This is a genomic window from Alphaproteobacteria bacterium (genome assembly GCA_020638555.1).
In the GTDB taxonomy this organism is placed as follows: domain Bacteria; phylum Pseudomonadota; class Alphaproteobacteria; order Bin95; family Bin95; genus JACKII01.
The window spans coordinates 1-24,148 of sequence record JACKII010000001.1 but is presented as its reverse complement, the minus strand read 5'-3'; the positions used below and the strand labels follow the sequence as shown (position 1 = coordinate 24,148).

24 protein-coding genes, 5 tRNA genes and 1 pseudogene are annotated in these 24,148 nt (G+C 60.8%); 18 read left to right on the top strand and 12 right to left on the bottom strand.

All coding sequences use genetic code 11. The features are described from left to right. The first annotated feature begins 42 nt into the window (after positions 1-42). Positions 43-228, top strand: a complete 186-nt coding sequence (locus tag H6844_00150) for a hypothetical protein (GenBank protein ID MCB9927815.1) — start codon at positions 43-45, stop codon at positions 226-228. A 107-nt stretch (positions 229-335) separates the two neighbouring features. On the opposite strand, the gene H6844_00145 is transcribed toward H6844_00150, so the two are convergent. Beyond that, positions 336-419: transfer RNA gene (locus H6844_00145), tRNA-Leu, on the bottom strand. A gap of 64 nt (positions 420-483) precedes the next feature. Here H6844_00145 and H6844_00140 point away from each other — a divergent pair. Then, positions 484-711, top strand: coding sequence for a hypothetical protein (locus H6844_00140; GenBank protein ID MCB9927814.1), 228 nt, complete (start codon positions 484-486; stop codon positions 709-711). A 101-nt stretch (positions 712-812) separates the two neighbouring features. Here H6844_00140 and H6844_00135 read toward each other — a convergent pair whose 3' ends face one another. Both H6844_00135 and H6844_00130 read right to left on the bottom strand, forming a co-directional pair. After that, positions 813-1,385, bottom strand: a complete 573-nt coding sequence (locus H6844_00135) for a plasmid pRiA4b ORF-3 family protein (GenBank protein MCB9927813.1) — start codon at positions 1,383-1,385, stop codon at positions 813-815. Beyond that, complete coding sequence (locus H6844_00130; protein MCB9927812.1) at positions 1,382-1,837, bottom strand: transposase; 456 nt, start codon at positions 1,835-1,837, stop codon at positions 1,382-1,384. The genes H6844_00135 and H6844_00130 overlap by 4 nt, the downstream gene beginning before the upstream one ends. Before the next feature lie 467 nt (positions 1,838-2,304). Between H6844_00130 and H6844_00125 the strand changes: the two genes are divergently transcribed. Then, the gene (locus H6844_00125; GenBank protein ID MCB9927811.1) at positions 2,305-4,212 is read left to right on the top strand and encodes a hypothetical protein; all 1,908 of its coding nucleotides are present in this window, start codon (positions 2,305-2,307) and stop codon (positions 4,210-4,212) included. A 119-nt stretch (positions 4,213-4,331) separates the two neighbouring features. After that, a protein-coding gene (locus H6844_00120; protein MCB9927810.1) for an IS5 family transposase occupies positions 4,332-5,098 on the top strand; the annotation gives its coding sequence in 2 pieces (ribosomal slippage) (positions 4,332-4,647 and positions 4,647-5,098; 768 coding nt in all). Here H6844_00120 and H6844_00115 read toward each other — a convergent pair. The 5 genes from H6844_00115 to H6844_00095 form a co-directional block, all read right to left on the bottom strand. Beyond that, entirely contained in the window at positions 5,095-6,060 is a 966-nt protein-coding gene (locus tag H6844_00115; protein ID MCB9927809.1) for an ISL3 family transposase, read from the bottom strand. The two genes, H6844_00120 and H6844_00115, sit on opposite strands and share 4 nt — an antisense overlap. Before the next feature lie 104 nt (positions 6,061-6,164). Continuing rightward, positions 6,165-6,308 (bottom strand): hypothetical protein, encoded by a 144-nt coding sequence (locus tag H6844_00110; GenBank protein ID MCB9927808.1) that lies wholly within the window; start codon positions 6,306-6,308, stop codon positions 6,165-6,167. 517 nt (positions 6,309-6,825) lie between these two features. Continuing rightward, entirely contained in the window at positions 6,826-8,412 is a 1,587-nt protein-coding gene (locus H6844_00105; GenBank protein MCB9927807.1) for an IS66 family transposase, read from the bottom strand. 55 nt (positions 8,413-8,467) lie between these two features. Next, complete coding sequence (gene tnpB, locus H6844_00100; protein ID MCB9927806.1) at positions 8,468-8,929, bottom strand: IS66 family insertion sequence element accessory protein TnpB; 462 nt, start codon at positions 8,927-8,929, stop codon at positions 8,468-8,470. Continuing rightward, positions 8,818-9,237 (bottom strand): transposase, encoded by a 420-nt coding sequence (locus H6844_00095; protein ID MCB9927805.1) that lies wholly within the window; start codon positions 9,235-9,237, stop codon positions 8,818-8,820. Before H6844_00095 ends, tnpB begins: the two co-directional genes overlap by 112 nt. Positions 9,238-9,350: 113 nt before the next feature. Here H6844_00095 and H6844_00090 point away from each other — a divergent pair, with 113 nt between their 5' ends. The 4 genes and pseudogenes from H6844_00090 to H6844_00075 all read left to right on the top strand — a co-directional run bounded on the left by H6844_00090 (position 9,351) and on the right by H6844_00075 (position 16,200). Beyond that, positions 9,351-11,168: a DUF262 domain-containing protein gene (locus tag H6844_00090; protein MCB9927804.1), complete on the top strand. Its 1,818-nt coding sequence runs from the start codon at positions 9,351-9,353 to the stop codon at positions 11,166-11,168. 2,058 nt (positions 11,169-13,226) lie between these two features. Further along, positions 13,227-14,329 (top strand): annotated as a pseudogene (locus tag H6844_00085) (IS3 family transposase). Between the two features lie 723 nt (positions 14,330-15,052). Continuing rightward, positions 15,053-15,565, top strand: a complete 513-nt coding sequence (locus H6844_00080; protein MCB9927803.1) for a twin-arginine translocation pathway signal — start codon at positions 15,053-15,055, stop codon at positions 15,563-15,565. Between the two features lie 17 nt (positions 15,566-15,582). Beyond that, positions 15,583-16,200 (top strand): ferric reductase-like transmembrane domain-containing protein, encoded by a 618-nt coding sequence (locus H6844_00075; protein ID MCB9927802.1) that lies wholly within the window; start codon positions 15,583-15,585, stop codon positions 16,198-16,200. A 1-nt stretch (position 16,201) separates the two neighbouring features. Here H6844_00075 and H6844_00070 read toward each other — a convergent pair whose 3' ends face one another. From H6844_00070 to rlmB, 4 genes are all read right to left on the bottom strand, one after another. Further along, positions 16,202-16,609 (bottom strand): hypothetical protein, encoded by a 408-nt coding sequence (locus tag H6844_00070; protein ID MCB9927801.1) that lies wholly within the window; start codon positions 16,607-16,609, stop codon positions 16,202-16,204. Positions 16,610-16,616: 7 nt separating this feature from the next. Next, positions 16,617-17,480, bottom strand: a complete 864-nt coding sequence (locus H6844_00065) for an acyl-CoA/acyl-ACP dehydrogenase (protein ID MCB9927800.1) — start codon at positions 17,478-17,480, stop codon at positions 16,617-16,619. Positions 17,481-17,820: 340 nt separating this feature from the next. Beyond that, a tRNA-Thr gene (locus tag H6844_00060) sits at positions 17,821-17,896 on the bottom strand. A gap of 16 nt (positions 17,897-17,912) precedes the next feature. Next, a complete protein-coding gene (rlmB, locus tag H6844_00055; GenBank protein MCB9927799.1) occupies positions 17,913-18,746 on the bottom strand; it encodes a 23S rRNA (guanosine(2251)-2'-O)-methyltransferase RlmB in 834 nt (277 codons plus the stop codon). A 156-nt stretch (positions 18,747-18,902) separates the two neighbouring features. Between rlmB and H6844_00050 the strand changes: the two genes are divergently transcribed. The 10 genes from H6844_00050 to rplL all read left to right on the top strand — a co-directional run bounded on the left by H6844_00050 (position 18,903) and on the right by rplL (position 24,131). Then, positions 18,903-18,988, top strand: a tRNA-Tyr gene (locus H6844_00050). Between the two features lie 54 nt (positions 18,989-19,042). Beyond that, a tRNA-Gly gene (locus H6844_00045) sits at positions 19,043-19,116 on the top strand. Positions 19,117-19,204: 88 nt separating this feature from the next. Then, positions 19,205-20,395 carry an elongation factor Tu gene (gene tuf / locus H6844_00040; GenBank protein MCB9927798.1) on the top strand — a complete coding sequence of 397 codons (1,191 nt, stop codon included), beginning with the start codon at positions 19,205-19,207 and terminating at the stop codon, positions 20,393-20,395. A 64-nt stretch (positions 20,396-20,459) separates the two neighbouring features. Next, positions 20,460-20,535 (top strand) — tRNA-Trp (locus H6844_00035). Between the two features lie 197 nt (positions 20,536-20,732). Then, positions 20,733-20,924: a preprotein translocase subunit SecE gene (gene secE / locus H6844_00030; protein ID MCB9927797.1), complete on the top strand. Its 192-nt coding sequence runs from the start codon at positions 20,733-20,735 to the stop codon at positions 20,922-20,924. 4 nt (positions 20,925-20,928) lie between these two features. After that, a complete protein-coding gene (gene nusG / locus H6844_00025; GenBank protein MCB9927796.1) occupies positions 20,929-21,462 on the top strand; it encodes a transcription termination/antitermination protein NusG in 534 nt (177 codons plus the stop codon). Positions 21,463-21,554: 92 nt separating this feature from the next. Then, complete coding sequence (gene rplK, locus H6844_00020; protein ID MCB9927795.1) at positions 21,555-21,986, top strand: 50S ribosomal protein L11; 432 nt, start codon at positions 21,555-21,557, stop codon at positions 21,984-21,986. A gap of 10 nt (positions 21,987-21,996) precedes the next feature. Further along, positions 21,997-22,701 (top strand): 50S ribosomal protein L1, encoded by a 705-nt coding sequence (gene rplA, locus H6844_00015; protein ID MCB9927794.1) that lies wholly within the window; start codon positions 21,997-21,999, stop codon positions 22,699-22,701. 405 nt (positions 22,702-23,106) lie between these two features. Further along, entirely contained in the window at positions 23,107-23,652 is a 546-nt protein-coding gene (gene rplJ, locus H6844_00010; GenBank protein ID MCB9927793.1) for a 50S ribosomal protein L10, read from the top strand. 89 nt (positions 23,653-23,741) lie between these two features. After that, entirely contained in the window at positions 23,742-24,131 is a 390-nt protein-coding gene (gene rplL / locus H6844_00005) for a 50S ribosomal protein L7/L12 (protein MCB9927792.1), read from the top strand. Positions 24,132-24,148 lie beyond the last annotated feature (17 nt).

Genomic DNA, 24,148 nt, shown 5'->3' with positions numbered 1-24,148 from the left:
CTCGCGCAAGACGGGAGGCCGGGTGCGATGGAAAGTGGGCTCGTGCGGAAAGCCGATCTGTATCAGTGGGAAACCGCCCATCTGGTCGAGCGTTTCCATGCGGATCGCCCGGCGCATCTGCGGCGCCCGGCCCGCCGTCACCGTCCCAGCGGGTCGTGGGGTCTGGTGGGGGCGGCATTGCTGTCCCTGGCCATCTGGGCCGGCGGCATTTGGTGGCTGGTGGCGTAGCGGCTGCGCGCGAGGCGCTGCGGATCGGCACCCGCATCGGGCCAGGCCGATTTCCAGTCTGGCGCTGGATCGTTTCTTCATGTCACCGTGTCATGTCGCTGGTGACGTGGTACCCGGAGCGAGATTCGAACTCGCACTCCCGAAGGACCCAGATTTTAAGTCTGGTGTGTCTACCGTTCCACCATCCGGGCTATGCGGCGGCGGTGGTAGCAGGTGTCCGTTCGCGCTTCAAGAGGGCGTGTCGCAGGAGAGGCGGTGCGGCGCGAGGCGGCGAAGGACCGGCCGGACTGCGCGCACCTGCGGTTCCAGTTGCTGCGGCACACGGCGGTTTGCGAGATGGCGGACGCCGGCGTCTCCGTCCCGCAGATCGCCAGCGTCACCGGGCACACGCTGCAAAGCGTCTATTCCATCCTCTCCCGCTATCACCGCGCGACGGCCGCCCAGGCCGAGGCGGCGTTCAAGAAGCGGCTGCGGCTGGAGTAGGGGCGGGTGCCTTGGCGCTCCAACTGTTGAGGAATTCTCAATTGTTCACGGAAAGGGACATAGACCGTAAGCGTGTGGCCTGACCCGCCTTGCTGCTCAGGTCAGGTCTTGCTGCGGCGCTTTTTGGCGAGGCGTTTGAATTGAGCGTGGACCGTGTCCTCGTCGATGTCAGTGGGATCGAACGGTCCGCCATGCCAATCCATCAGATCGTCGTGATCCTCATGGTCGGGATCGGAGATGGCGTCGAGAAAGTGTTCGAAGCCGGACGATCCTCCGACATCCTCTGGCGGTGCACGCCACTCGCCTTCGATGAAGCGCGGCAACGGTGTGTCCGGCTTGGCCTCAAAGAGGGCGACAACGTCAACCTGATGGACCCAATCATCTCCCATATCGTAGGTGTAGAGGAATGACTCGGCCTCGGCTGTACGAAGTTTGGTGAGGTGGGCGTTAGAGGCGTTGTAGATGCGCCCTCCGTCGAGATCGATCTCGATCGGCGGGCCATAGGCTCGGCCATTGAAGTCGAACTCCCAGAGATGCATGTCGAACCAACCGAATGCGGCCTGGATCGCGTCGTGCAATCCCTTGAAGGAGATCGAAAGCGGCACCTCGATTGTGCGCCAGGGGGCCGGATTGAGGTCAAGGAGGGTGACACGCAGGCGGGCAGCAGCAGTCATCTCGCGATGTTCCAGGGCAGGAGTTCGTCGATGCGGTTGATCTTGTGATCGGCGATGCAGCCGAGAACGTCGGTCAGCCAAGCCTGCGGGTCAATGCCGTTCAGCTTTGCGGTTTCGATCAGCGTGTAGGCGGTAGCCGCCGATCGGCCGCCGCGCTCGGAGCCGGCGAACAGCCAATTTTTTCGGCCAAGAGCGATTGCCCGGATGCTGCGCTCGGCCGCGTTGTTGTCGATCTTCAGGAAGCCGTGGCCGAGATAGGGCCGCAACCGCTTGATCCGGGTGAGCGCATAGCGGATAGCCTGCGCCAGGGGGGACTTGCCGGAGATCCGGCGCAACTGCGCAGTCAGCCAGGTCTCCAGATCGTCCAATAGCGGCTGAGCTCCGGCTTGGCGTAATCGGACCCGCTCGTCCGGCGGGGAGCCTCTTGCCTGCTTCTCAATAGCTTGACTCATGCCAAAGACTGGAAGACCGTTACCGGCGAACCTGCTCTTAAAGAACCACCAACGGCTGAAACATACACACATGCTGGTTTGCCCTGGTTCGAATATTATGGGAACGATCAAAATGCTCTCAAAGGTGGCGATGCCCTATCGAAGGTAAAATCGGTGGCTCAACTTCATAAAGAGAAGACCGGTGTCGCTCTGCCAAATTCAAAAGATACAATCATGTTGCCCTCACGGATCGTACGGGCTAACCGACGGCCCCCTCGAGTCGTAAAGTCTTCTAATGTGTTTTAATCATGGAGCGATCTCCTGGTTGGCAATATTTGGGGTCCGAAATAGCCCGATGTGCGAACGCAAAGGACGAATCCTGTAGCTGACCTCTGTGTCTTGTACTTGGGCAGATCGGTTTGATCTGGCCGATCTGTCCTCAGGACTGGAAAAAATCTGGCTTATTGAATGAACAACGGAGAGTATGAATGCAAAATATGCTTGATTTTGACATCGCGTTTGCCGTCGGAGACGATATTTCCGTCATCCTTGTTTCAGAAAATGATCAAGGTATCTTAAGATTTATTGCAGGCGGCGCCCAATATGTCGAAATCTCGAGACCTCTAAAATCAAATGCAGATATAGACTTCGTTATAAAAAAGTCATTTAACGAAAATAAATCTCTGGAAATAGAATTAGAAAAGTCAGTGAAAAATCCGAAAATGCTCCTGCCAAAGGATTGGAGCGCGCGTATTGGCCAATTAATTGAAGTAAAATTAATTGCGGCTGTTCATTTGCCAAGCGAAAAGAAAATAGCAGTTGCCATAGGAACGTCAAATTCCCACCATTATGACTTCATATCTTATGAATGTAGAGAGAAATCCAACAGAATGTTGATGGAGCATCATGCTGCATATGAAGTGTTTCGCGCCAATATAGAGTCCGAACGATCAAAGATCGAAGCATTATTTAAGGAGCCTGAGGCGCAATCGGCCAAAAATTTTTCTGATATGGAGTTAGCCATAAAAGAGAAGCGCGAGGCTCCCATTTTAAATACAGCTGAATTGTTGCCACTCCTTCCGAAAGGTACTGCATTTAGAGTTGGAACAGCGGCGATCAACACAATCGAGCGTCGGGCGATCCAAGCCATAACTGCGAGCACCTGGGCGCCGTCTCGTGACGGAACGTACAGCGGAATACTTCCAGGAAGGCCGCACAAAGAGGCTCTTGGGCTCTTGGTGTGGCAGCCATATTCAGGCCCGCCGTCCTATCCAGAAATAAGGGCCACGGTTCAAAAACTTCTGCCTAAAGCATTTGCTAAACCTCGCTCGTCTGCCCTAGGACGCCCAGACTTCGATTTTTCGATCACAACCTTTTCTGCGACTGTCGACCCGAAGGGCATTAACGAGCTAAACGGCATTTTTGGCGATATCGAGCTTGATCCGTCAGATGATGACGCGCGAACAGAACCGCTTCGGTCGGGTCTTCGTGACAGAGGTTTCGAGGCGATAGCGTGGTATCAATCTTACCATGTTTGGTCGGAAAACACGTGGGGCATCTACTTTGATGCTGCAAAACTTGATGATTTATCGCATAATATACTCAGGGAGTTGGGAAATATTCATGTAAAAAAATTGCATGAAATATCCGCATTTTTGGCCTTTGGTCTTGTGATGGCACACGAGCTGTTCCATGCTCGCGTCGATGCGGCAGCAAGTTGGCTTGAACTGGCTGCCCTCCAGCCGCGTTATCGCCGATATTTCAGCGATGTATATGATGTCGTTCGGGGCACGCCAGATTGGCTGGAAGAGGCCCTGGCAAATTGGAGTTCTTGGGAGTGGTTCAAATCTGAGGGTGTGCAAGAACATATTGATAATTGGCCTGGGGGGCTGATCGGAAATCTCGAACAAACCGTTGAAAACGTCCTTGATTTATCGCCGCCGGGGTACCGTGACTGGCGAAAAGGCGAGGATCTTTCCAATTGGCGCACCCTAACCACTCAACTCGTTCAAGGACGGATACAATCGCGACCTCGGGTTGTTGGATTGCCCTTGGAGAGCCTGCTTGTTGGCGCATTGCCCTTTGACTTCCAATCAATCGATATTCCGATCCGTTTTGTTGGCCGAGGGGTAATTGCCGATCACTTACTTAGCCAGCCAGCTCACTTCAATGTGCCAGCACGACGAGAACTGGAAGAAGCTTTGAGGTATTTCGAACATGTGAAAGACCCAAAGAGTGGTAAGGGGAGTCACGAGAAATGGACCGGACCGGACCGTCGCGCCTTCATCTTACCTTGCCGAGATCCAGTTAGTGTCAGGGTTTTCAGGACATTTCTGCAACACATAGGTGTAGATAAAGCCACATATATTGACAAGATAAGACCCAATTTGAAATAATAACTGGCACAACTTCCGTAAATCGAATGCTGGAAATTAGGCCGTGCACTCATAAACGGCCATTGGGGATTCCCAAAGGTGGACAAATCGGATTCAAGCGTGCTGGAGGAGGATTGTCCATGGCACGCTACGATCTCACGGATGCCGAGTGGTCGGTCATTCAGCCGGTTCTGCCCCAGAAGTCCCGCGGTGTTCCCCGTGTCGATGACCGGCGCGTTTTGAACGGCATATTCTGGGTCTTGCGCTCCGGTGCGCCCTGGGCCGACCTTCCGGAGCGCTACGGCCCGGTTACGACCTGCTACAACCGTTTCCGCCGCTGGACCAAGGCGGGCATCTGGGACCAGATTATGGACGCGATCACAGATGCTTATGGTGACGGCATCAAGATGATCGACGGCACAAGTGTCCGCGTCCATCACTCGGCAGCGACGTTAAAAAAAGCCACCCAGATCGTTGTCTCGGACGAAGCCGGGGTGGTCTTACAACGAAAATCCATGCTGTAGTCGATGGCCGTGGCCTGCCGGTGCGCCTCGCGATTTCGCCCGGCCAAATGCATGACGCCAGGGCGGCAGAGGATCTGCTATCCGCCATCGATTCCGGCGAGATGCTACTGGCCGACAAAGCCTACGATGCCGACTGGATACGGGAGACGCTGTACGCTGCTGGAGCCTGGGCCAATATTCCCGCCAGGTCGAACCGGAAACACCCCATTTGCTTTAGCCCTGCCTTGTACCGGGAGCGTAACCTCATCGAGCGCTTCTTCAACAAACTCAAATATTTCCGTCGTATCGCAACCCGCTACGACAAGCTCGGCTCAACTTACCTCGCCATGATCAAGCTCGCGGCCATCCGCATCCGATTGCGCGTTTATGAGTCGACGGCCTAGGGAGCTTTCTTATCAGAGGGAGTCGTTGAGGGGATTTTCAGAGGCGGCAAATCGTGATTATGGGATGGCCCGCCCCTACCATGGAGTGCCAGAACCGCAGCCCCGTCTTCGACCCGGCGGCGCCATCCCTCATACTGGATGCGTTCCGCCGCCGTCAGCGTCGCCGGGTCGATCGGGCCCTGTCCGACCGCGCGTCGCGCCTCGCCCATATGGCGACGGACAGCGACGAGGAAGGTGGCGCTCGCGTTCTCCATCAAATGCCAGCGGTCGGCGACCTGTTTCGCTTCGGGCCGCCCCTGCCGGGCGGCGGAGCCATACCCGCCACCGCGATCGCGAGCGACAATCTCGATGGAAGGGCGCGCCGCCAACCAGGCTGCGGCCGTCGCGGCCTCCCGGTCTGGCAAGAGGTCGATCACCTTCCGGCGCTCCAGGTCGCAGATCAGGGTTCCGTACCGATGTCCCTTGCGCCACGCCCAGTCGTCGATCCCGATCACGCGCGGCAGGTTGCGTTTCGGCGCCGCGCCACGGCGGACGACACGGAGAAGCGTGTCTTTGCTCGCCGGAATAAGCAACCGCGAGGCGGTGCGCTCCCCCGGACGGCCGCCAAGCACGAGACCGATGTGGCGCACGATGCCCTCGTGCCGTTCCATACGCCGGCCAAATCGCCGGGCGACCGAAGGATCGAGGCGTTCGGCGAAGATCTTCCGAGCGCAGCGCGGGGAGAGGCAGCGAAAGCGCCGGATCCGAACCCGCAGACGCACATGCCGCCCGTGCGCCGGCAGATCGGCAAGGCGGCGCTCGTAATGACTATGCGCCGAGCGGGAGGACACGCCGCAATCCGGACAGGCAGCCGATGCCAGCCGTAGCCGCGCGACCAACCGAACGACGTCCCCGCCCGCCTCGACGCTCTCGATCCTCAATCCCGCCGGCGCCGCATCGCCAAACCTCGCCTTCGTCAACATGCTGTTACGCCTCCCTGGAAAGTTGCAACATCTGCCGCAGATGCATCAGAATTGAGTCAGAGCCAAAATTGCATGCTGATCCACACCAGTGCTGGTTCCGGCACTCATCTCGGAACCGGCCATTTAAAGCTCTCGATGAAGGCGTTCTGCACCGGCTTGCCCGGTTTGATGAAACGCAAGGCGACGCCGGTCCGCTCCGACCAGTCGAACATGGCCTTCGACGTGCCCTCCGGGCCATTGTCTAGCACGATCTCTTCCGGCAGCCCGTGAAATGAGCGCCAGGTCGTCTAGATAGTGGGCCAGACGCTCACCGGAGATCGAGAAGTCCACGATCTGGCCCGGACACTCGCGGGTGTGATCGTCAACGATGTTCAGCACCCGGAATCGCCGGCACATGGCGAACTGGTCCGACATGAAGTCCAGCGACGAGCGTTGTGAGCCGCTCCCCTCGTTTTCCTGAACAGTACGGTGGACCAAATCAATAGGGGAGGCTCACTCCGGTCCCGTGAACACCTTCGCTTGCAACATCGCCACGTCGCCGCATAGCATGTACCACTTGATGGGCTAACACTCTCCTATCTCAGCAATTTGACCGTTCCAAAAGCCCTGACCACCGACATGAGAACGCAGATGCGGCCACTTAAGCGGGGGAACGATGCAGCCGGCAACACTGACGATCCACGAAATATTCGAGAAGGAACGGCGTTACACTGTTCCGCTCTTTCAGCGCGCTTATGGTAAGCGATGCGTGCGCCCACGTAGCAATCAGCTTGACGTAGGTGTCCAATTCCAGGGCAAGAGCTCGTCGAGGCGGTCGTTGGGGTGGCCGCCCGCGATGGCTTCGAGTGTCCCTTTCAGATAGGCGAACGGTTCGACACCGTTGATCTTTGCCGTTTCGATCAGGGAGGCAATCCGGCCCCAGGCCTTGGCGCCCTCGTCGTGGCCGGCGAAGAGTGCGTTCTTTCTGTTGAGGGCAATCGGGCGCACAAGGTTCTCGACGGCATTGGAGTCGATCTCGACGCGGCCGTCGGTCAGGAAGGTCTGCAGCCCGTCCCAATGGCGGTGGATGTAGCCGAGCTTTTCACCCAGGCGCGATTTTGCAGACACCCGCGCGCGGGCAGCGTTCAGCCATTCCCGGAAGTTGGCGACCAGGTGCGCCGTTCGTGCTTGACGGACGGCCAGGCGGTGGCCGGCATCGGTGCCGCGGATCTCGTCTTCGATCTCGTAGAACCCGGCGATGCGCTCGAGCCCTTCGCGGGCGATGGCCGAGCCGTCGCGTTCGAAGACCTCGCGGAGCTTGCGCCGCGCATGCGCCCAGCAGTGGGCGACAGTGAGCGGAGTGCCGCCCTTGCGCGACAGTCGAGTGAGCCGGTTGTAGCCGGCATAGCCGTCGATCTGGAGAATGCCGTCGAAGCCGTCCAGGAAGGTCTCGGCATGTCCGCCGCCGCGGCCGGGTGCGTAGAAGTAGACGACGCCCGGTGGGTCCGGGCCGCCCCAGCGGCGATCGTCGCGGGCCAGCGTCCAAAAATATCCGGTCTTGGTTCTGCCCTTGCCTGGGTCCAAGACCGGCGCCGTGGTCTCGTCCATAAAGAGTTTGGTCGACCGTTTCAGGTGCTCGGCCAGACGATCGACGACAGGGCCGAGGTGGAAGGCTGCCTTGCCGACCCATCCTGCCAGCGTTGAGCGGTCGATTTGAATGCCCGAACGCGCCAGGATTTGGGATTGGCGATAAAGCGGACAGTGGTCGGCATATTTCGAGACCAGCACGTGGGCGATCGCGCCCTCCGTGGGCAACGCGCCTTCGATCAGCCAGGGTCGCGCCGGCGCCTGTCTCACGCCGTCGGTGCAGATCCGGCAGGCGTATTTCGGCCGGATGGTCACGATCACGCGCAACTGGGCCGGCACAATGTCGAGCCGCTCCGTGCGGTCTTCGCCGATCCGGTGCATGGCCCCGCAACCGCAGGGGCATTCGAGGCTCTCCGGCTCGATGATCTCCTCGATCCGAGGCAGATGCTCTGGCAGGTTACCGATGTTGCGGTTGACAGCCGCCGGTCTTGGGCGCGACGCTGAAGGCGTCGCGTGGGCTGCTGCCGACGCGGTTTCGACCTCTGCCACCGCAGTCTCCAGATCTTCGAACGCAAGCTGACGCTCGTCTACTGTCAGCTTCTCCGATTTCCGGCCGTGCAGCGCATGACGCAATTCCTTGATCAGCGCTTCAAGACGCCGGTTCGATACCGCCAGGGCGGAATTGTCCGAGCTCAGGGCGGCAATCTGTGTCTGCAGCGTTTCAAAAGCCGCCCGGTATTCCGGCGGCAGGACGCTCAAATCGAGATCGCTTGGGGCAGCTGACATGCCATGGATTATACTGCCAGATCGCCGGCCGACGGCCTTTGAGATGCCGCCTGAATCACTCCGTCGCAACCGGCGGGCGCACCCGCCGGCCATGCACCCGGCGCCAGTCGAGCCCTTCGAACAGGGCCTCGAACTGCGCCTTCGAAAGCCGCATCACACCGTCCTTGATCGCCGGCCAGGCGAACTTCCCCGCCTCCAGCCGCTTGTAGGTCAGCACGAGCCCGTTTCCATCCCAGACCAGGACCTTGATCCGGTCGGCGCGCTTGGCACGAAAGACCACGACGATCCCGGAATGCGCCTTCAGCCCGAGTTCCTTCTCGACATAGGCGGCAAGCCCGTCATGGCCCTTGCGGAAGTCCACGGGCTTGGTTGCGATCACGATCTTGACCGCCTGGAAGGGAACGATCACCGGGCGAGGCGCAAGGCGGCGGCGATCTCGGCGATCCGATCGGCCGGCGTGTCGGCGCCGAGACGGATCGTGATGCCGTCGGCCTCGATCTCGATCGGCGTCGAACATGCCGAAGCCTCGTCGTCCAAAATCTCGAGTGCCGAGAAAGCCGGCATATCCTCTGGCCCAATGGCGACGTCGAGCTTTCCCTTGCGCGCCAGGCCCCGCCAGGTGGAGAGATGCTGGGGCGCCAGCCCATGGCGCCGCGCCACATCGCACACCCGCGCTCCAGACTCGAAACTCTCGGCCACGATCCGTGCCTTCACATCGTCCGGCCAAGACCGACGGCCCGTCGGTCCCTCCAGAACCTCCATTCGCGAAACACGGTCGCGAACGTCGTCTAACAAACCGATGTCGTTTTGGTCGAAACGTTTCATCTCACGATCCTTCTCATCAGGATCGTTCAACCGCTCAATCACACAATCAGCAACGTGGGGCGTGCGCATCGCTTACCGCTTATGTGTGGACACTCGAAGATCAATGGGAGCCCTTGTGGGAGGATATTGAGCGTCAGGCACGCAATTGCTTGGTCGCCTTGAAGGAACAAAGGCAGGCAACGACAAGCCATTTCCTGGGCGCCGTGGTTTTTAACGTGGCCAAGGTTTTCGGCCGCGGTCTTGCCCGCTCCGAGGTCATCGATGGCCAGCAGCGCCTTACTACGCTCCAAGTGTTTCTAGCGGCGCTCCGCGATTTCGCTGAGGCTGTGAGAGATGAAGTGGCTGATGACGCCAGCCGCCTTACCTTCAATCCGGTGCGCGACTCCGAGTCGGAAGAGCGGCTGAAGGTTTGGCCAACAAATGCCGATCGCGCAGTCTTCAAGACCGTGATGACCGCCGGTTCCATCCAGAATGTTAAGGCTAGGCTCGGCACAGGTCCGGACGGGGGCAAGATCCCACTCCCTAAACTGGCCGAAGCCTACAGCTTTTTTTATGATTCCATTTCAGGGTTCGTCAGCGGGGCAGAGGATGGCGGTGAAGACGTAGGCGAGGCTGAAGCTCTGCAGGTCTCTTCGCGGGCGGACAGACTTTACGCCATCCTTCATGCACTCAAAACGACACTCCAAGTCGTGGTTATAGAGTTGGAAGAGCGCGATGACCCGCAGGTTATTTTCGAGACCCTGAATGCCCGGGGCCAGCCGCTCCTGCCGTCGGATCTCATTCGTAACACCGTCTTTCTGGATGCGTCTGGTAAGGGCAAGGATATTGACAGTCTCTATACAAGTTATTGGCAGCATTTTGATGAGCGCCGAGTTGATGAACGGGATGCCCGAGGCGAAGACCGGTTTTGGCATTTGATCGAGCGCCAGGGCCGGCTGACGCGGCCCCGCATCGACTTGTTTGTCTTCCATGATTTGACAGTGCGTACCGAACGCGATCTCAATATTGGTCGGCTTTTTCGCGAATTTCGCGACTGGTATGCCAACTCCCAGGCTACGACTGAAGATTACCTCGCCAGCCTGAAGAGCCACAGCGACCATTTCGCTCGACTAATCCTACCGCAGGGCATTGACCGCGTGTCGGTCTTTGCACGCCGGTTGCGATCACTCGATACCAGTACGGTCCACCCCATCTTGCTTCTTTTAATGGAACTGACCCCTGAGCGACTTAGTCCTGATGCGCGAGATAGAATTATAGCCGATCTTGAGTCCTACTTGGTGAGACGCTTCATATGTCAGATGACCACAAAGAACTACAACCGCTTCTTTCTAAGCCTGCTTCGTCGTCTCAAACGGGCCAGCGAACGGGCAGAAGACATGGCCAAAGTGGCGCGTGCTGAATTGCTTAAATCGAACGAGCCGACTGTCCTATGGCCGTCGGACCAGGCCTTTCGTTATGGCTGGCTTAATACGCCCCTCTATGTGAAATCACGTTCCGACAGGAGCGCTATGATCCTTCGGGCCCTCAACGAGGCGCTCCGAACAAGCAAATCAGAAACATTTGTCTTACCGGAGCAGCTAACGGTAGAGCACCTCTTGCCTCAAGAATGGGAGGCGCATTATCCGTTGCCAAATGATCTTCCCCTCAACGGAGAGGAGACGACGGAGCAGCGACGCCAACGTCTTTTACACACGGTCGGTAATCTGACACTTCTGACTGGTCCGCTGAATACGTCAATCAGCAACGGTCCATTTAAGGACAAGGCGCGGGAGATTGGGAACCTCAGTGATCTTCGGCTCAATGCGCCATTTCGCGAACGCGAGCACAGTAAATGGGACGAGCATGATATTTTGAGTCGAGGAGAGGTGCTGCTTCAAACCGCCAAGACACTTTGGCCGCGTCCGGATGCATCCCTAACTGATGATGCATAGAGCTATAATCGATTTTGGACGGTGCGGCGAGGTGTGGTGAGCTTTATTTCTGTGTTTCTACTGTTGGTGGGACTGCAAATTGCTATTCGTGCCGAATTCGTACGCAGGCCCTGACCCTGCCCCCTGCGCATCCGTGAACTTCGATCGCTTCATGGAACCTTCCTCCTTCCTGACTGGGAAACTGGTGGAAAATTCCAGTTCAGGACGGCCCAATTCTCGGGAAGCAGGTCAGCGATCTGATGGGTCAGTTCGGAATATCAGTGCACCAAGCATCCAGCGCGATCAGACCGCACCCCGAGCTGCGGGAGACGCAGCAGGAAGTCATAGCTCTCGACTTACAGCATGAAGGGTAGAAAAGCCGAGGTCTCGGTGCGAAAGGCGCTGCTCTACTCCGCGCTCAAGAGCCTCGGCCTTGACACCGGTCCCGTCGCCAGGGGGGACCAACAGATCATCTGCTGAACCGCGAAGCGTTACCAGGAGCCACAGCATGAGTTCAGTACCTCAGCCAGGCCATGTCATCCAATTGCGCTCGGTCACTTGGAAAGTGCTGGGCACCTCAATGCTCAAACAGGGATATCGTGAAATCCATTGCCGTGGACTTTCAGGCCTTGTTCGAGACAAGGAAGCTCGTTTCGTCTGGGACTTAGAAAAAGACACACGGATCCTGGATCCTGCCGCGGTGCGCCTTGTTTCCGACACGTCATCAGGACTCATAGACACAAAGCTTCATCTGGAGGCGGCATTCAGAAATACACCCACGACAACCCGCCAGCCGCTGACTTTGGGGCGCGCCGCGATAGATGACCTGACATTCCAGCACCTGCCTGTAGAGCGCGCTTTGGCGCAGGATCGGGTTCGCTTGCTCATTGCCGATGATGTCGGCCTCGGGAAAACCCTCGAGGCGGGACTGATCACTTCTGAACTGGCGCTGCGTGGCCGAGCAGACCGAATCCTTGTCGTCACAACCCGGGCTATGCTCACTCAGTTTCAGAAGGAGTTCTGGACCCGGTTCTCGATCCCGCTGTCTCGTCTCGATAGCGCAGCTATACGGCGGATGCGGAACAGGATTCCTGCGCATTACAACGTGTTCGATCAGTTCGATCGCTCTATTGTTTCAATCGACACACTGAAACGAGACGCTCAAATTCGAGATGCAATCAAGCACTCCTATTGGGATTTGATCATCATTGACGAGGCGCATAATGCGGCGGCACGGAAGGCGGCCGTTGGGTTAAAGTCTCAACGTGCCGAACTTGCCCAACTCCTGTCCCGCCGGACCGATTCTCTGCTTTTGTTGACCGCCACACCACATGACGGGTCCCAGGAAAGCTTCGCCAGCCTGATCGAAATGCTGGACCCGACTCGGGTTCCTGACCCGACCCGGCTGCACCGATCGGATATCGAGGATTTGGTGGTCAGAAGGTTTCGGTCGGACAAGAACGTCGCGGCGGATATCGGACAGCAAGTGCCAAAGCGAGAACTGATCCGCCGAAATTTCCCGCTGAGCACGGAAGAAGAGATCGCCTATCAGTCGATTGCCGAGCTTCAATTAGACCTCGATGAACAATCAACCCGAAGCCGCGCCATCGACCTATTTCGGACTACGCTAGCCAAGGCGATCTTCTCGAGCCCAGCCGCCTGCCTCGAAACGCTCACCCGCCGCATCCGCGGGATTGAGAACGGTACCGCCCGCGGGACGGAAGAGGATCGGGAGCGGCTCAAGGCGCTCGCAGATCATGTGGCCGCGATCGATACGGCCGCCTTCACCAAGTATCAGGATTTAATCCAGATGCTGCGTGACCTACGCTGGACCGGAAAAGCCCTGCGAGACCGGCTCGTTATCTTCTCTGAGCGAATCGCCACTGTCTCCTGGCTCGCAGAGCGCCTGCAGGCGGACCTGAACCTCTCTGAGAGTCAGGTGGCGCGGGTGGACGGCGGGAGCGTTGAAGCTGATGTTCGGACCCAGGAAGTGATCGATAATTTCGGGCAGGAGAGCTGGTCCCGAAAAGTTGGACAAGGGCTTAAGGTGTGTTCCACCGAGCATCGGAGGAACCAAGTATGGCGAAGCGTCGCCGATTTACGGGTGAGTTCAAGGCCAAGGTTGCGCTGGAAGCGCTGCGGGGTGAACGTCCGATCCAGGACATCGCTGCAAAGTACGGCGTGCATCCCAACCAGGTGAGCACCTGGAAGAAGCAGGCGGTCGATGGCCTGAGCGGTGTGTTTTCGGACAAGGCCGAAAAGACGGAGCGGGATCATGAGGCGGCTGTTCGCGATCTGCACGCGAAGATCGGCGAATTGACGGTGGAACGGGATTTTTTGGCACGAGGGCTCAAGCGATGAGCCGGGACGTTCGCCAGGCCATGATCGAGCCCGACCATCCCAAGTTGAGCCTGAGCCGGCAATGCCGTCTGGTGGCGATCAGTCGGTCGTCGCTGTACTACCGCCCGCGGCCTGCCAATGCGGAGACGCTGGCGTTGATGCGGCGGATCGACGAGATCTACCTGGCCTGTCCCTTCTATGGCAGCCGGCAGATCATGCGCCAATTACGCCGGGACGGGCACCCGGTCGGCCGGCATCGGGTTCGCCGGCTGATGCGATTGATGGGCCTGCAGGCGATCTACCAGGCGCCGAAGACCAGCGAGCCACATCCGGAGCATCGGATCTATCCGTATCTTCTCAAAGACCTGGTCATTGGCCGCCCGAACCAGGCTTGGTGCAGCGACATCACCTACATCCCTGTCCAACGCGGGTTCCTGTATCTGGTGGCGATCATGGATTGGCACTCCCGCAGGGTGCTGTCGTGGCGGCTGTCGAATACCATGCACGCCGACTTTTGCGTCGAAGCACTGGACGAAGCGCTGACGCGCTACGGCAAGCCGGAGATCTTCAATACCGACCAGGGCAGCCAGTTCACCAGTTCCGATTTCACCGGCCTTCTGCAGGCGCACGAGATCCGGATCAGCATGGACGGGCGCGGCCGCTGGCTCGACAACGTGTTCATCGAGCGCCTCTGGCGGTCGCTGAAATACGAGGCTATCTACCTGCACGAGATTGCCGACGGCTTTGCCGCAAGGCGCGTCATCGGCGAGTGGCTGACTTTCTACAATGCCACCCGCCCGCACTCAGCCCTTGACGGCCGGACACCGGCAGAAGCGTATGAAACCGGCCTGCTGGATATGATGGACAAGACTGACGCCTTGCCCACATCTCCACAGGCCCAGCAGCAACAAAAATTTATCAATGGGATTTTGGCAGCCTGATCAGCAAGCGGGATACACCTTAGCAACGCTGCCAACCTGTCCAAACGACCAGGACCACCTCTCATAACGCCCGGACCTCAGACGGGGAGAAGCTCAATCCTCCGCCTCCCTGAACATTATGGTGGACCATTTCAGTGGGGGAGGCTCAGCCTAAACTGATCCCAAAAAGCGAACCAGAGCCTCCGTTACCAAAACGCAATCGAAGTCCGAAAAACTCTGACGACGGACATCCAACTCTTCACTAACAGGGTAAGCCTCCGCGGCAACCCGAGGCGCCACCGAGAAATGATCGGGGCAACGTCAAAGCAATCTGGGTTGAAGCGACAACAGCCGGCGAGCGCACCTAAAACACCACACAGAAGAAACGAGATGATAGGTTTCCGTGTAGCCCGGACGCTCAATCCTTAGTTTGTGGCCTACCCCCTGCAAGTGTTCAGGCCACCCCGCTTTAAAGCACCCGGTTTAGATTAAGTCAGACTGCGTAAATTTAATCTGACAACGCTACGTCGATGCACTTTATGCTATGCGCTCACTCCCTACATTATCTTGTTAGCTTAACTACTACGAGCGCTGGCGTCCGCATCAAGTTCTCTCCGCCCGCAAGCAGCAGAAGGAAAGTCCGATATGACCTCGTCCCTGCAGACCCGTCGTGCCCTTCTTGTCGGGAGCGCTGTCGCCACTGGGGCAATCCTCACGTCAGGCGCCTCGGGCCTGCTTGTACCGGCACAGGCGAAGGGCCTGGCGCCTACACCGACCATGCGGGGTGGGGCCAACAATTACCGCCCTGGTGCGCCGATTGTGGAGCGAATCGGTGGCGGCGGCTTCACAATGTCCGGGACGGTTCGGCGGGCGGGCGACGGTGCGCCGCTGGAAGGGATTCGCATCCAGATCTGGGCGCACACAACGGAAGGGTACGAACGCGACGCGCGCAGCCATGGCGCAACGCTGACCGATGCGAACGGCGAATTCCGCATGGACATGCCACAAATCGTACCGGCCTTCGGCCAGCCGCACGGTCACCTCGCCTACGATGCGGAGTACGATGATCTTAATTTCGAGACCGTCTTCCTTCGCCCCGTCATGCAGAGTTCCGGTGACACCAGCCTACGCACACATTTCGTGCTGAGGGCGGTCTAATCTCGGCAGGGTCGGTTGTGAGCGTGGCGCGGACGACCCTGATCTGGGCGGCCCTTGTGGCAGCTATTGTCATACCGATTGCTGTAGCAGCGGGAAGCCCGCTGCTTGCTTGGCGAGACCCCATTTATATCGCGGCGGGCTTTGCGGGCATTGTGGCGATGGGGTTGCTGCTATTGCAGCCGTTGCTCGCGGGCGGCTACCTGCCGGATCTGCCCAGTCGGACCGGACGAAGGTGGCACAAGTGGGTCGGAAGCGGGCTGGTCACTGCGGTGGTAATCCATGTTGGTGCCCTTTGGGTGACCAGCCCACCGGACGTGATCGACGTGCTGCTGTTCCGCTCGCCAACGCCGTTCTCAGTATGGGGAGTGGTTGCAATGTGGACGGTGTTTGCCACCGCACTGATCACCGCATTCCGTCGGCGCCTGCGCCTGCGGGCTCCAGTTTGGCGCTTGCTTCACATGAGTCTAGCGGTCGTGATCGTCATGGGCAGCGTGGTGCATGCCATGCTGATCGAGGGGACGATGGGGACCGTGTCGAAAGCGGTGCTCTGCCTGTCGGTTGTGGCGGCGCTGACCAAAGCCATCGTCGACGTTCGCCCTTGGATACCGTTGACACGACGGTGGACCAAAGCTTGACCTACCGCTCCGGATAAGCGTCCAGCAGAACCTTGCCAACATACTCCCGCGCGTCAACAGGAGAGAACGGCTGCATGAACGGGCCGGCGCGGACGTCGCGGTAGAGGCGAGATAGCCGGTTGCCGGCCATGAAACCTCCGCCGCCGAACAGGTCCATTGCCTGGCTGACGATCTGAATGGCGTTGCGGTTCACCACCCATTTGGCGGTTTGATAGTCCTTCATCAACTCGTGCCCTTGCTCCCAGGTTATGTCGGCGCGGCCATGCCTCTCTGTCATGAAGGCGTCGAGTTGCTCCCCCATACGGGCCAAAATGCTTTGCGAAGCGGCGAGTAAGATCTCCATCTCGGCCAGTGCGTGCGGAACGCCGGCGCGGTCCGCTGCGCCCCGCGCCTTGCGCTGGTGATCCAACGCATAGTCAAAGGCCGCCTCCGCGAGACCAAGGAACGCGCCTCACTGGCGCATGGCTGGACGATGGCAAAATCGCCGCCTCCGCGAGACCAAGGAACGCGCCAACCAGCGGCATGTTGGCCAGAGTGCGGTTCACGAGAACCGGGATGCTCCACCGCCCCCAAGGGCCGATCTTGCGGAGCGCGTCCGCTGGCACAATGCAGTCGTCGAAACTGACGGATTGGCTGCCGGAGGCTCGCATGCCGAGAGCGTCCCAATTGCCGTGCTGGCGGACACCGGGCGTCGTCATCGGAAAGAGGACGTTGGTGATATGATCGCCTGTGTCGTCGCGCATCCGTACGTTGGTCGCGATGTGGGTCGCCACCGGCGACATGGTGACGAAGTGCTTGGTGCCATTGATGCGCCAACCTTGGTCGTGCGTGAAGGCCTCGGTCAGTGGGTGAAGGTTGTCGTTTCCGCGCTCAGTAGTGGTTGAACAGATTAAGACCTCGCCTTTGGCGACTTTCTCGAGGATGCCCTTGCTGCGCTTGTGCGGCGCAGAGCCTGGCAGGTTGGCGCGGTAGACGTCGGCGAGGCCGCGCGTCGCGGAGAGATGCATGCTGATCGCAATCGCCGCCGACCCGTCTCCTTTCGCCAACGTTGCGATGGTCAGGATCCAGTCATGCATGGAGCGCAGGCCAATGCCGCCCAATTTTTCCGGCACGAAAGCGGCGGCAAGGCCGGAGATCTGCATGTCCCGGTAATTCTCAGGGCAGATGCTGTTGGCCCGGTCGGCAGCGTCAGCTCGCTCCTGCAGTGCCGGGATCAGGCTCTCGGCAATAGCGACAACACGTGCACCCTCTGGTGTTGCATGGGAGATGCGGTAGGTCATGCGAACTGGCCTCCTTCGCCAGCCCTCACTCTGAACCACAAAAACACCTCTCCGGGAATCCTTCGCGGCTCAGTCAAATCCACAACCGCTCTAGCGACCGGCTTCAAGGCTGAAGCAGTCATTCCACTCGTGCGCTGTTAAGCTCCGCACAGGGCCGAAACGCGACATCGAATGAACGCGTTGATCAATCATTGCTGCCCACGCGGGGTTCCCCAGCGGATAAAATTTCGAGCGGCAGAAGGCTGGCGCGATGCAGTGCTGCTCGTTACCCCTTACGTTACCCCATAGTTAAATTCTGGGTATGGCCGCGTGTCAAATGTTGGTAACTCTCTGATTTAATTGGTGCCGGCTGAGGGACTCGAACCCCCGACCCTCTGATTACAAATCAGATGCTCTACCAACTGAGCTAAGCCGGCTGCCGGAAAGCGGTCGTCACCCCTGCGCGCCCTCTGTCGGAAGGCCGTGGCAACGGCACCATTCGTATAGCGCAATCGCCGCCGCATTGGAAACGTTTAGGCTCTCCATGGCGGGGGCGATCGGGATCGCCACCAGGGCGTCGCAGGTCTCGGCGGTCAGGCGGCGCAGGCCGCGGCCCTCGGCGCCCAGAACCCAGGCCAGCCGGTCCGGCGGCGGTGCGGCGCCCACCAGCGACGGCGCCGGGTGGTCCAGCCCCAGGCACCAGAAGCCCGCCGCCTGCAACCGCTCCAGGTCGCGGCGCAGATTGCCGGCCTCGGCCACCGCCAGCGTGTCCAGCGCGCCCGAGGCCGCCTTGGCGAGCGCGCCGGTCTCCTCGGCCGCGTTGTGGCGGGTGACCACCACCCCCGCCGCGCCGAAGGCGGCGGCCGAGCGCAGGATGGCGCCGACATTGCGCGGGTCCGTGACCTCGTCCAGCACCAGCACCTGCGCCGGTCCCGTCGCGGGCAGGTGGGCGATCAGGTCCTCGATCGCCAGCAGCGGCAGCGGCAGCACCCGGGCGGCGACGCCCTGGTGCACGGCGCCGGGGCCCAGCAGGTCGTCCAGTTGCGCGCGGTCGGCGGTCTCGACCGCGACCGGGCGCGGCCATTCGCTGGCGAAGCGTTGCCGGAATTCGGCCGTCGCCACCACACGCTCCACCTGGCGCCTGGGGTTGGCGAGGGCGGCGAACACCGCATGGCGGCCATAAAGCCAGAGGCCGCGCGGCGCGGTGCGGCGGCGGCGCGGCGGCTCGTTCGGGCCGGAACGGCGGCCCTGGGGGCGGCCGGAGGGGCGGGAAGGGGGTTTGGGCATACCGGTTCCGACGCGGGCGGGTGCAGACAGATCGCCTCAGCCGATGGGAAAAAGCGGCCGGGCCGGCCCTTCCCTAGTTGACATTCGGGGGGGAGCGCAATAACTCTCGCGCCTCGCGATAGCGGTTCGGCCTCCCCCGCGGAGGGCGAAGCGGTCGGAGGGGTGCCCGAGTGGCTAAAGGGGACGGGCTGTAAACCCGTTGGCGTACGCCTACGTTGGTTCGAATCCAACCCCCTCCACCATTCCTCTATGGCGAACGCCGGTGAAGGCATGGTCCGCTTCGGGCTTGAAGGTGCGCGGGTGTAGTTCAATGGTAGAACCCCAGCCTTCCAAGCTGGTCGTGTGGGTTCGATTCCCATCACCCGCTCCATCCTCCCGATGTGGCGGCCAAACCAGCCCGGATCGGCCGCCGTGCAATTGTGATTGGTCTACTAGAGTCTGAGGAACGACGCGGGACTATGGCGAAGGCAAAGTTTGAACGTACGAAGCCGCACTGCAACATCGGCACGATCGGCCACGTTGACCACGGCAAGACGTCGCTGACGGCGGCGATCACGAAGGTTCTGGCGGAGACGGGCGGCGCGACGTTCCAGGCGTACGACGCGATCGACAAGGCGCCGGAAGAGAAGGCGCGCGGGATCACGATCTCGACCGCACACGTGGAATACGAGACCGAGAACCGGCACTACGCGCACGTGGACTGCCCCGGTCACGCGGACTATGTGAAGAACATGATCACGGGTGCTGCGCAGATGGACGGCGCGATCCTGGTGGTTTCGGCGGCGGACGGCCCGATGCCGCAGACGCGGGAGCACATCCTGCTGGCGCGCCAGGTGGGCGTTCCGGCGCTGGTGGTGTTCCTGAACAAGGTGGACCAGGTCGACGACGAGGAACTTCTGGAGCTGGTGGAGCTCGAGGTTCGCGAGCTGCTGTCGTCCTACGACTTTCCGGGCGACGACATTCCGATCGTGAAGGGCTCGGCGCTGGCGGCGCTGGAGGACAGCAATCCGGCGATCGGGCATGACGCGATCCTGGAACTGATGCGGGCGGTGGACGACTACATCCCGCAGCCGGAGCGTCCGAAGGACCGTCCGTTCCTGATGCCGATCGAGGACGTGTTCTCGATCTCGGGGCGCGGCACGGTGGTGACGGGCCGGATCGAGCAGGGCGTGGTGAAGGTCGGCGAGGAAGTTGCGATCGTCGGCATCCGCGACACGCAGAAGACGACGGTGACGGGCGTGGAAATGTTCCGCAAGCTGCTGGACCAGGGCGAGGCGGGCGACAATGTCGGCTGCCTGCTGCGTGGCGTCGGCCGCGAGGACGTGGAGCGCGGCCAGGTTCTGGCGAAGCCGGGCTCGATCACGCCGCACACGAAGTTCAAGTGCGAGTGCTATGTGCTGACGAAGGAAGAGGGCGGTCGTCACACGCCGTTCTTCTCGAACTACCGTCCGCAGTTCTACTTCCGCACGACGGACGTGACCGGGACGGTGGAGCTTCCGGAAGGCACGGAAATGGTGATGCCGGGCGACAATATCGCGATGACGGTGAACCTGATCGCGCCGATCGCCATGGATGAGGGCCTGCGTTTCGCTATCCGCGAGGGCGGTCGCACCGTCGGCGCCGGCGTTGTCGCCTCCATCATCGAATAGGGGCGCCGCGTTCGCTTGAGTTCCGGCGCCGGATCGGCTAAGCAATAGCCGCTCCGGTGCCCACAGGAGTGTAGCTCAATTGGTAGAGCATCGGTCTCCAAAACCGAGGGCTGGGGGTTCGAGTCCCTCCACTCCTGCCAACCTCTCCGCCGCCGGGTGCGGCGACGCTTTCCGGCGATGAGGGGTTGACATCGGACGAAGCCTTGTCCTAATGGAAGGCTTCGTCTCAGGCCCGCCAGATGCGGCGGGCCTTTGCGTATGAAGGCGGCGCGCGCGCGAAAGCGAGGCAGGCCGCTTCGTTACCGAACAATCCGGCTGGCAACAGGCACTGGCGATTATGGCAAATCCCGGCGAGTTTATCCGCCAGGTCCGACAGGAAGCGTCCAAGGTGACTTGGCCGACGCGCAAGGAAACCGGGATCACCACGATGATGGTGTTCCTGATGGTGGCCATTGCGGCGGTATTCTTCTTCGTCGTCGATCAGGCCCTGGCGTTCGGCGTCCGGTTTATCCTCGGTCTGGGAGGGTAGCGGGATGGTGGCGCGCTGGTACGTGATCCACGTCTATTCGGGCTTCGAGAAAAAGGTCGCAGCCTCGATCCGCGAGCAGGCGGACAAGCAGGGCATCGGCGAGCAGATCGAGGATGTCCTGGTGCCGACCGAGGAAGTCGTGCAGGTCCGCCGCGGCCAGAAATACAAGGCTGAGAGCAAGTTCTTCCCCGGCTATGTGCTGGTGAAGATGGACATGACCGACCATGCCTGGAACCTGGTCAAGAACACGGCCAAGGTGACCGGCTTTCTCGGCGGCGGCAACCGGCCGGTGCCGATCAGCGAGTCCGAGGCCCAGCGCATCATCAGCCAGGTGTCCGAGGGCGTGGAGCGCACCGGGCCCTCCGTCATCTACGAGGTGGGCGAGCAGGTGCGCGTGTGCGACGGCCCGTTCGCCTCGTTCAACGGCCTGGTCGAGGAGGTGGACGCCGAGCGGTCGCGCCTCAAGATTTCCGTTTCGATCTTCGGCCGGGCCACCTCGGTCGATCTCGAATATTCCCAGGTCGAAAAGGCCGTTTGACCACAAGATCCCGCGCGGGAGGGCCGCTCCCTGCCCGCACCGCGCACCGCCGGCCTTGCCAGGGCCGGGCGGCTTTGTAAGGAGACCAACGCATGGCAAAGAAAATCACCGGCTATATCAAGCTGCAGGTGCCGGCCGCCAAGGCCAACCCGTCGCCGCCCATCGGGCCGGCGCTGGGTCAGCGCGGCGTCAACATCATGGAATTCTGCAAGGCGTTCAACGCCGCGACGCAGCAGATGGAGGCCGGGATGCCGATTCCGACCGTCATCACCGTCTATGCCGACCGCAGCTTCAGCTTCGTTACCAAGTCGCCGCCGGCGACCTATTTCCTGAAAAAGGCCGCGGGCATCCAGAAGGGTGCCCAGAACGTGAAGACCGAGCGCTCCGGCCAGGTGACCGTCAGCCAGTTGCGTGAGATTGCCGAGCAGAAAATGAAAGACCTGAACGCGAACGACGTCGATGCCGCCGTGGAAATGCTGCGCGGCTCCGCCCGTTCCATGGGTCTGGCCGTGGTGGAGGGCTGAGGCAATGGCGATCGGTAAGCGCATCCGCAAGAACAACGAAGCCGTCGACCGCAACAAGCTGTATTCGCTGGACGAGGCCATCGCGCTCCTGAAGGGTGCGGCGCTGGCGAAGTTCGACGAGACCGTCGAAGTGTCGATGAATCTGGGCGTCGACCCGCGCCATGCCGACCAGCAGGTCCGCGGCGTCGTCAACCTGCCGCATGGCACCGGCAAGAGCGTGCGCGTCGCGGTGTTCGCCCGCGGCGCCAAGGCGGAGGAGGCCACGGCCGCCGGCGCCGACGTGGTCGGGGCCGAGGATCTGGCCGAGACCATCCAGGGCGGCACGATCGATTTCGACCGCGCCATCGCCACGCCGGACATGATGGCCGTGGTCGGCCGTCTCGGCCGGGTGCTGGGTCCCCGCGGCCTGATGCCGAACCCGCGCCTGGGCACCGTCACCAACGACGTGACCGAGGCCGTGCAGGCGGCGAAGGGCGGCCAGGTGCAGTTCCGCGTCGAGCGCGCCGGCATCATCCATGCGGGCGCCGGCAAGATCTCGTTCGACCCGAACCAGATCGAAGGCAATGTCCGCGCATTCGTCGACGCCATCAACCGGGCGAAGCCGTCCGGCGCCAAGGGCGTCTATCTGAAGAAGATTGCGCTCAGCTCCACCATGGGGCCGGGCATCCGCCTCGACATTGCCGACTTCCGCTCCGTGGAGCCGGCGAACGCCTAGGCGTATACGAGTTTCCGCCATTTGGCTTCGGCTGGGTGGCGGGTCCGGCCGCGGCGCCGCGCCATTCCGATGGCAAGGCAAGGCGGCCAACCTGTCCGAGATTGTGGGTGCCGGTTCTTCCCCCCGGGGAGCCTCCGGCTTAATCGCCGCCCGCATGAGATAGGGGCTAGATCGGTTGGCTTGCGACGCACCCGCGTCAAGGGTTCGGCCAGCATCGGCCTCGCCTCGGCGCACCGGCAACGGTGGGCTGGCTCGAGGGACAGGACGAACCCCCGCCAGCAAGGCTTCGGCCGGGCGGGCGGGTCAACGGTCGGGCGGCGGTTCGCCGGTGTCCGGCCATGGTGCAACCGGCATGGGCATAAGGGCTTTGGCCCGGTGCTTGTGCTCTGGATGGAGTGAAGACCAGTGCTGCGCAAGCAGAAAGAAGAACTGGTCGAGCAGTTCTCCGAGCAGCTCAAAGACATGGGCGTGCTCATTGTTGTGCAACAGTCCGGCATGACGGTGGCGGAGATGACCAATCTCCGTGCCAAAATGCGCGAGGCGGGAGCAACCTTCCGCGTGACCAAGAACCGGCTGGCCAAGATTGCGATCGAAGGCACGCCGTTCGTGGGCGCGAAGGATCTGTTCCAGGGACCGACGGCGGTGGCCTTTTCGGCCGATCCCGTGGCGGCGGCGAAGGTGTGCGTGGCCTATGCGAACGAGAACAACAAGTTCTCGATCGTCGGCGGCGTCATCGGCGAGCGCGTCATGGACGCCCAGGCGGTCGAGCAGCTGTCCAAGCTGCCGTCTCTGGACGAATTCCGGGCCAAGATCGTCGGGCTGCTCAACGCCCCGGCGACCAAGCTGGTCACTGTGCTGCCGAAGCCGGCAGAGCAGCTGGTCACGCTTGTGGGCGCGCCGCAGGCCAAGCTTGCGCGCGTGTTCGCGGCCTATGGCGCGACCGGCGGCTGAGCCGGCGGTGGTGCTGCACGACGCATGCGAATGCTCGACCCATCCCTTACCGAAACCCAATGCAACCGATCTGAATAGGATTCAAAACCATGGCTGATCTGGAAAAGCTGGTTGAAGACCTTTCCAACCTGACCGTTCTCGAAGCCGCCGATCTGGCGAAGCTTCTGGAAGACAAGTGGGGCGTGTCCGCCGCGGCCGCCCCGATGGCGATGCCGATGATGGCCGCTGCCGGCGGCGACGCCGCTGCCCCGGCCGCCGCCGAGGAAAAGGACGAGTTCGACGTGATCCTCACCGGCGCCGGTGACAAGAAGATCAACGTCATCAAGGAAGTCCGCGCCATCACCGGCCTGGGCCTGAAGGAGGCCAAGGACCTGGTCGAGGGCGCTCCGAAGCCGGTCAAGGAAGCCGTCAACAAGGACGAGGCCGAAAAGCTGAAAAAGCAGCTTGAGGATGCCGGTGCGTCGGTCGAGCTGAAATAGGCTCGATGGACACCGCC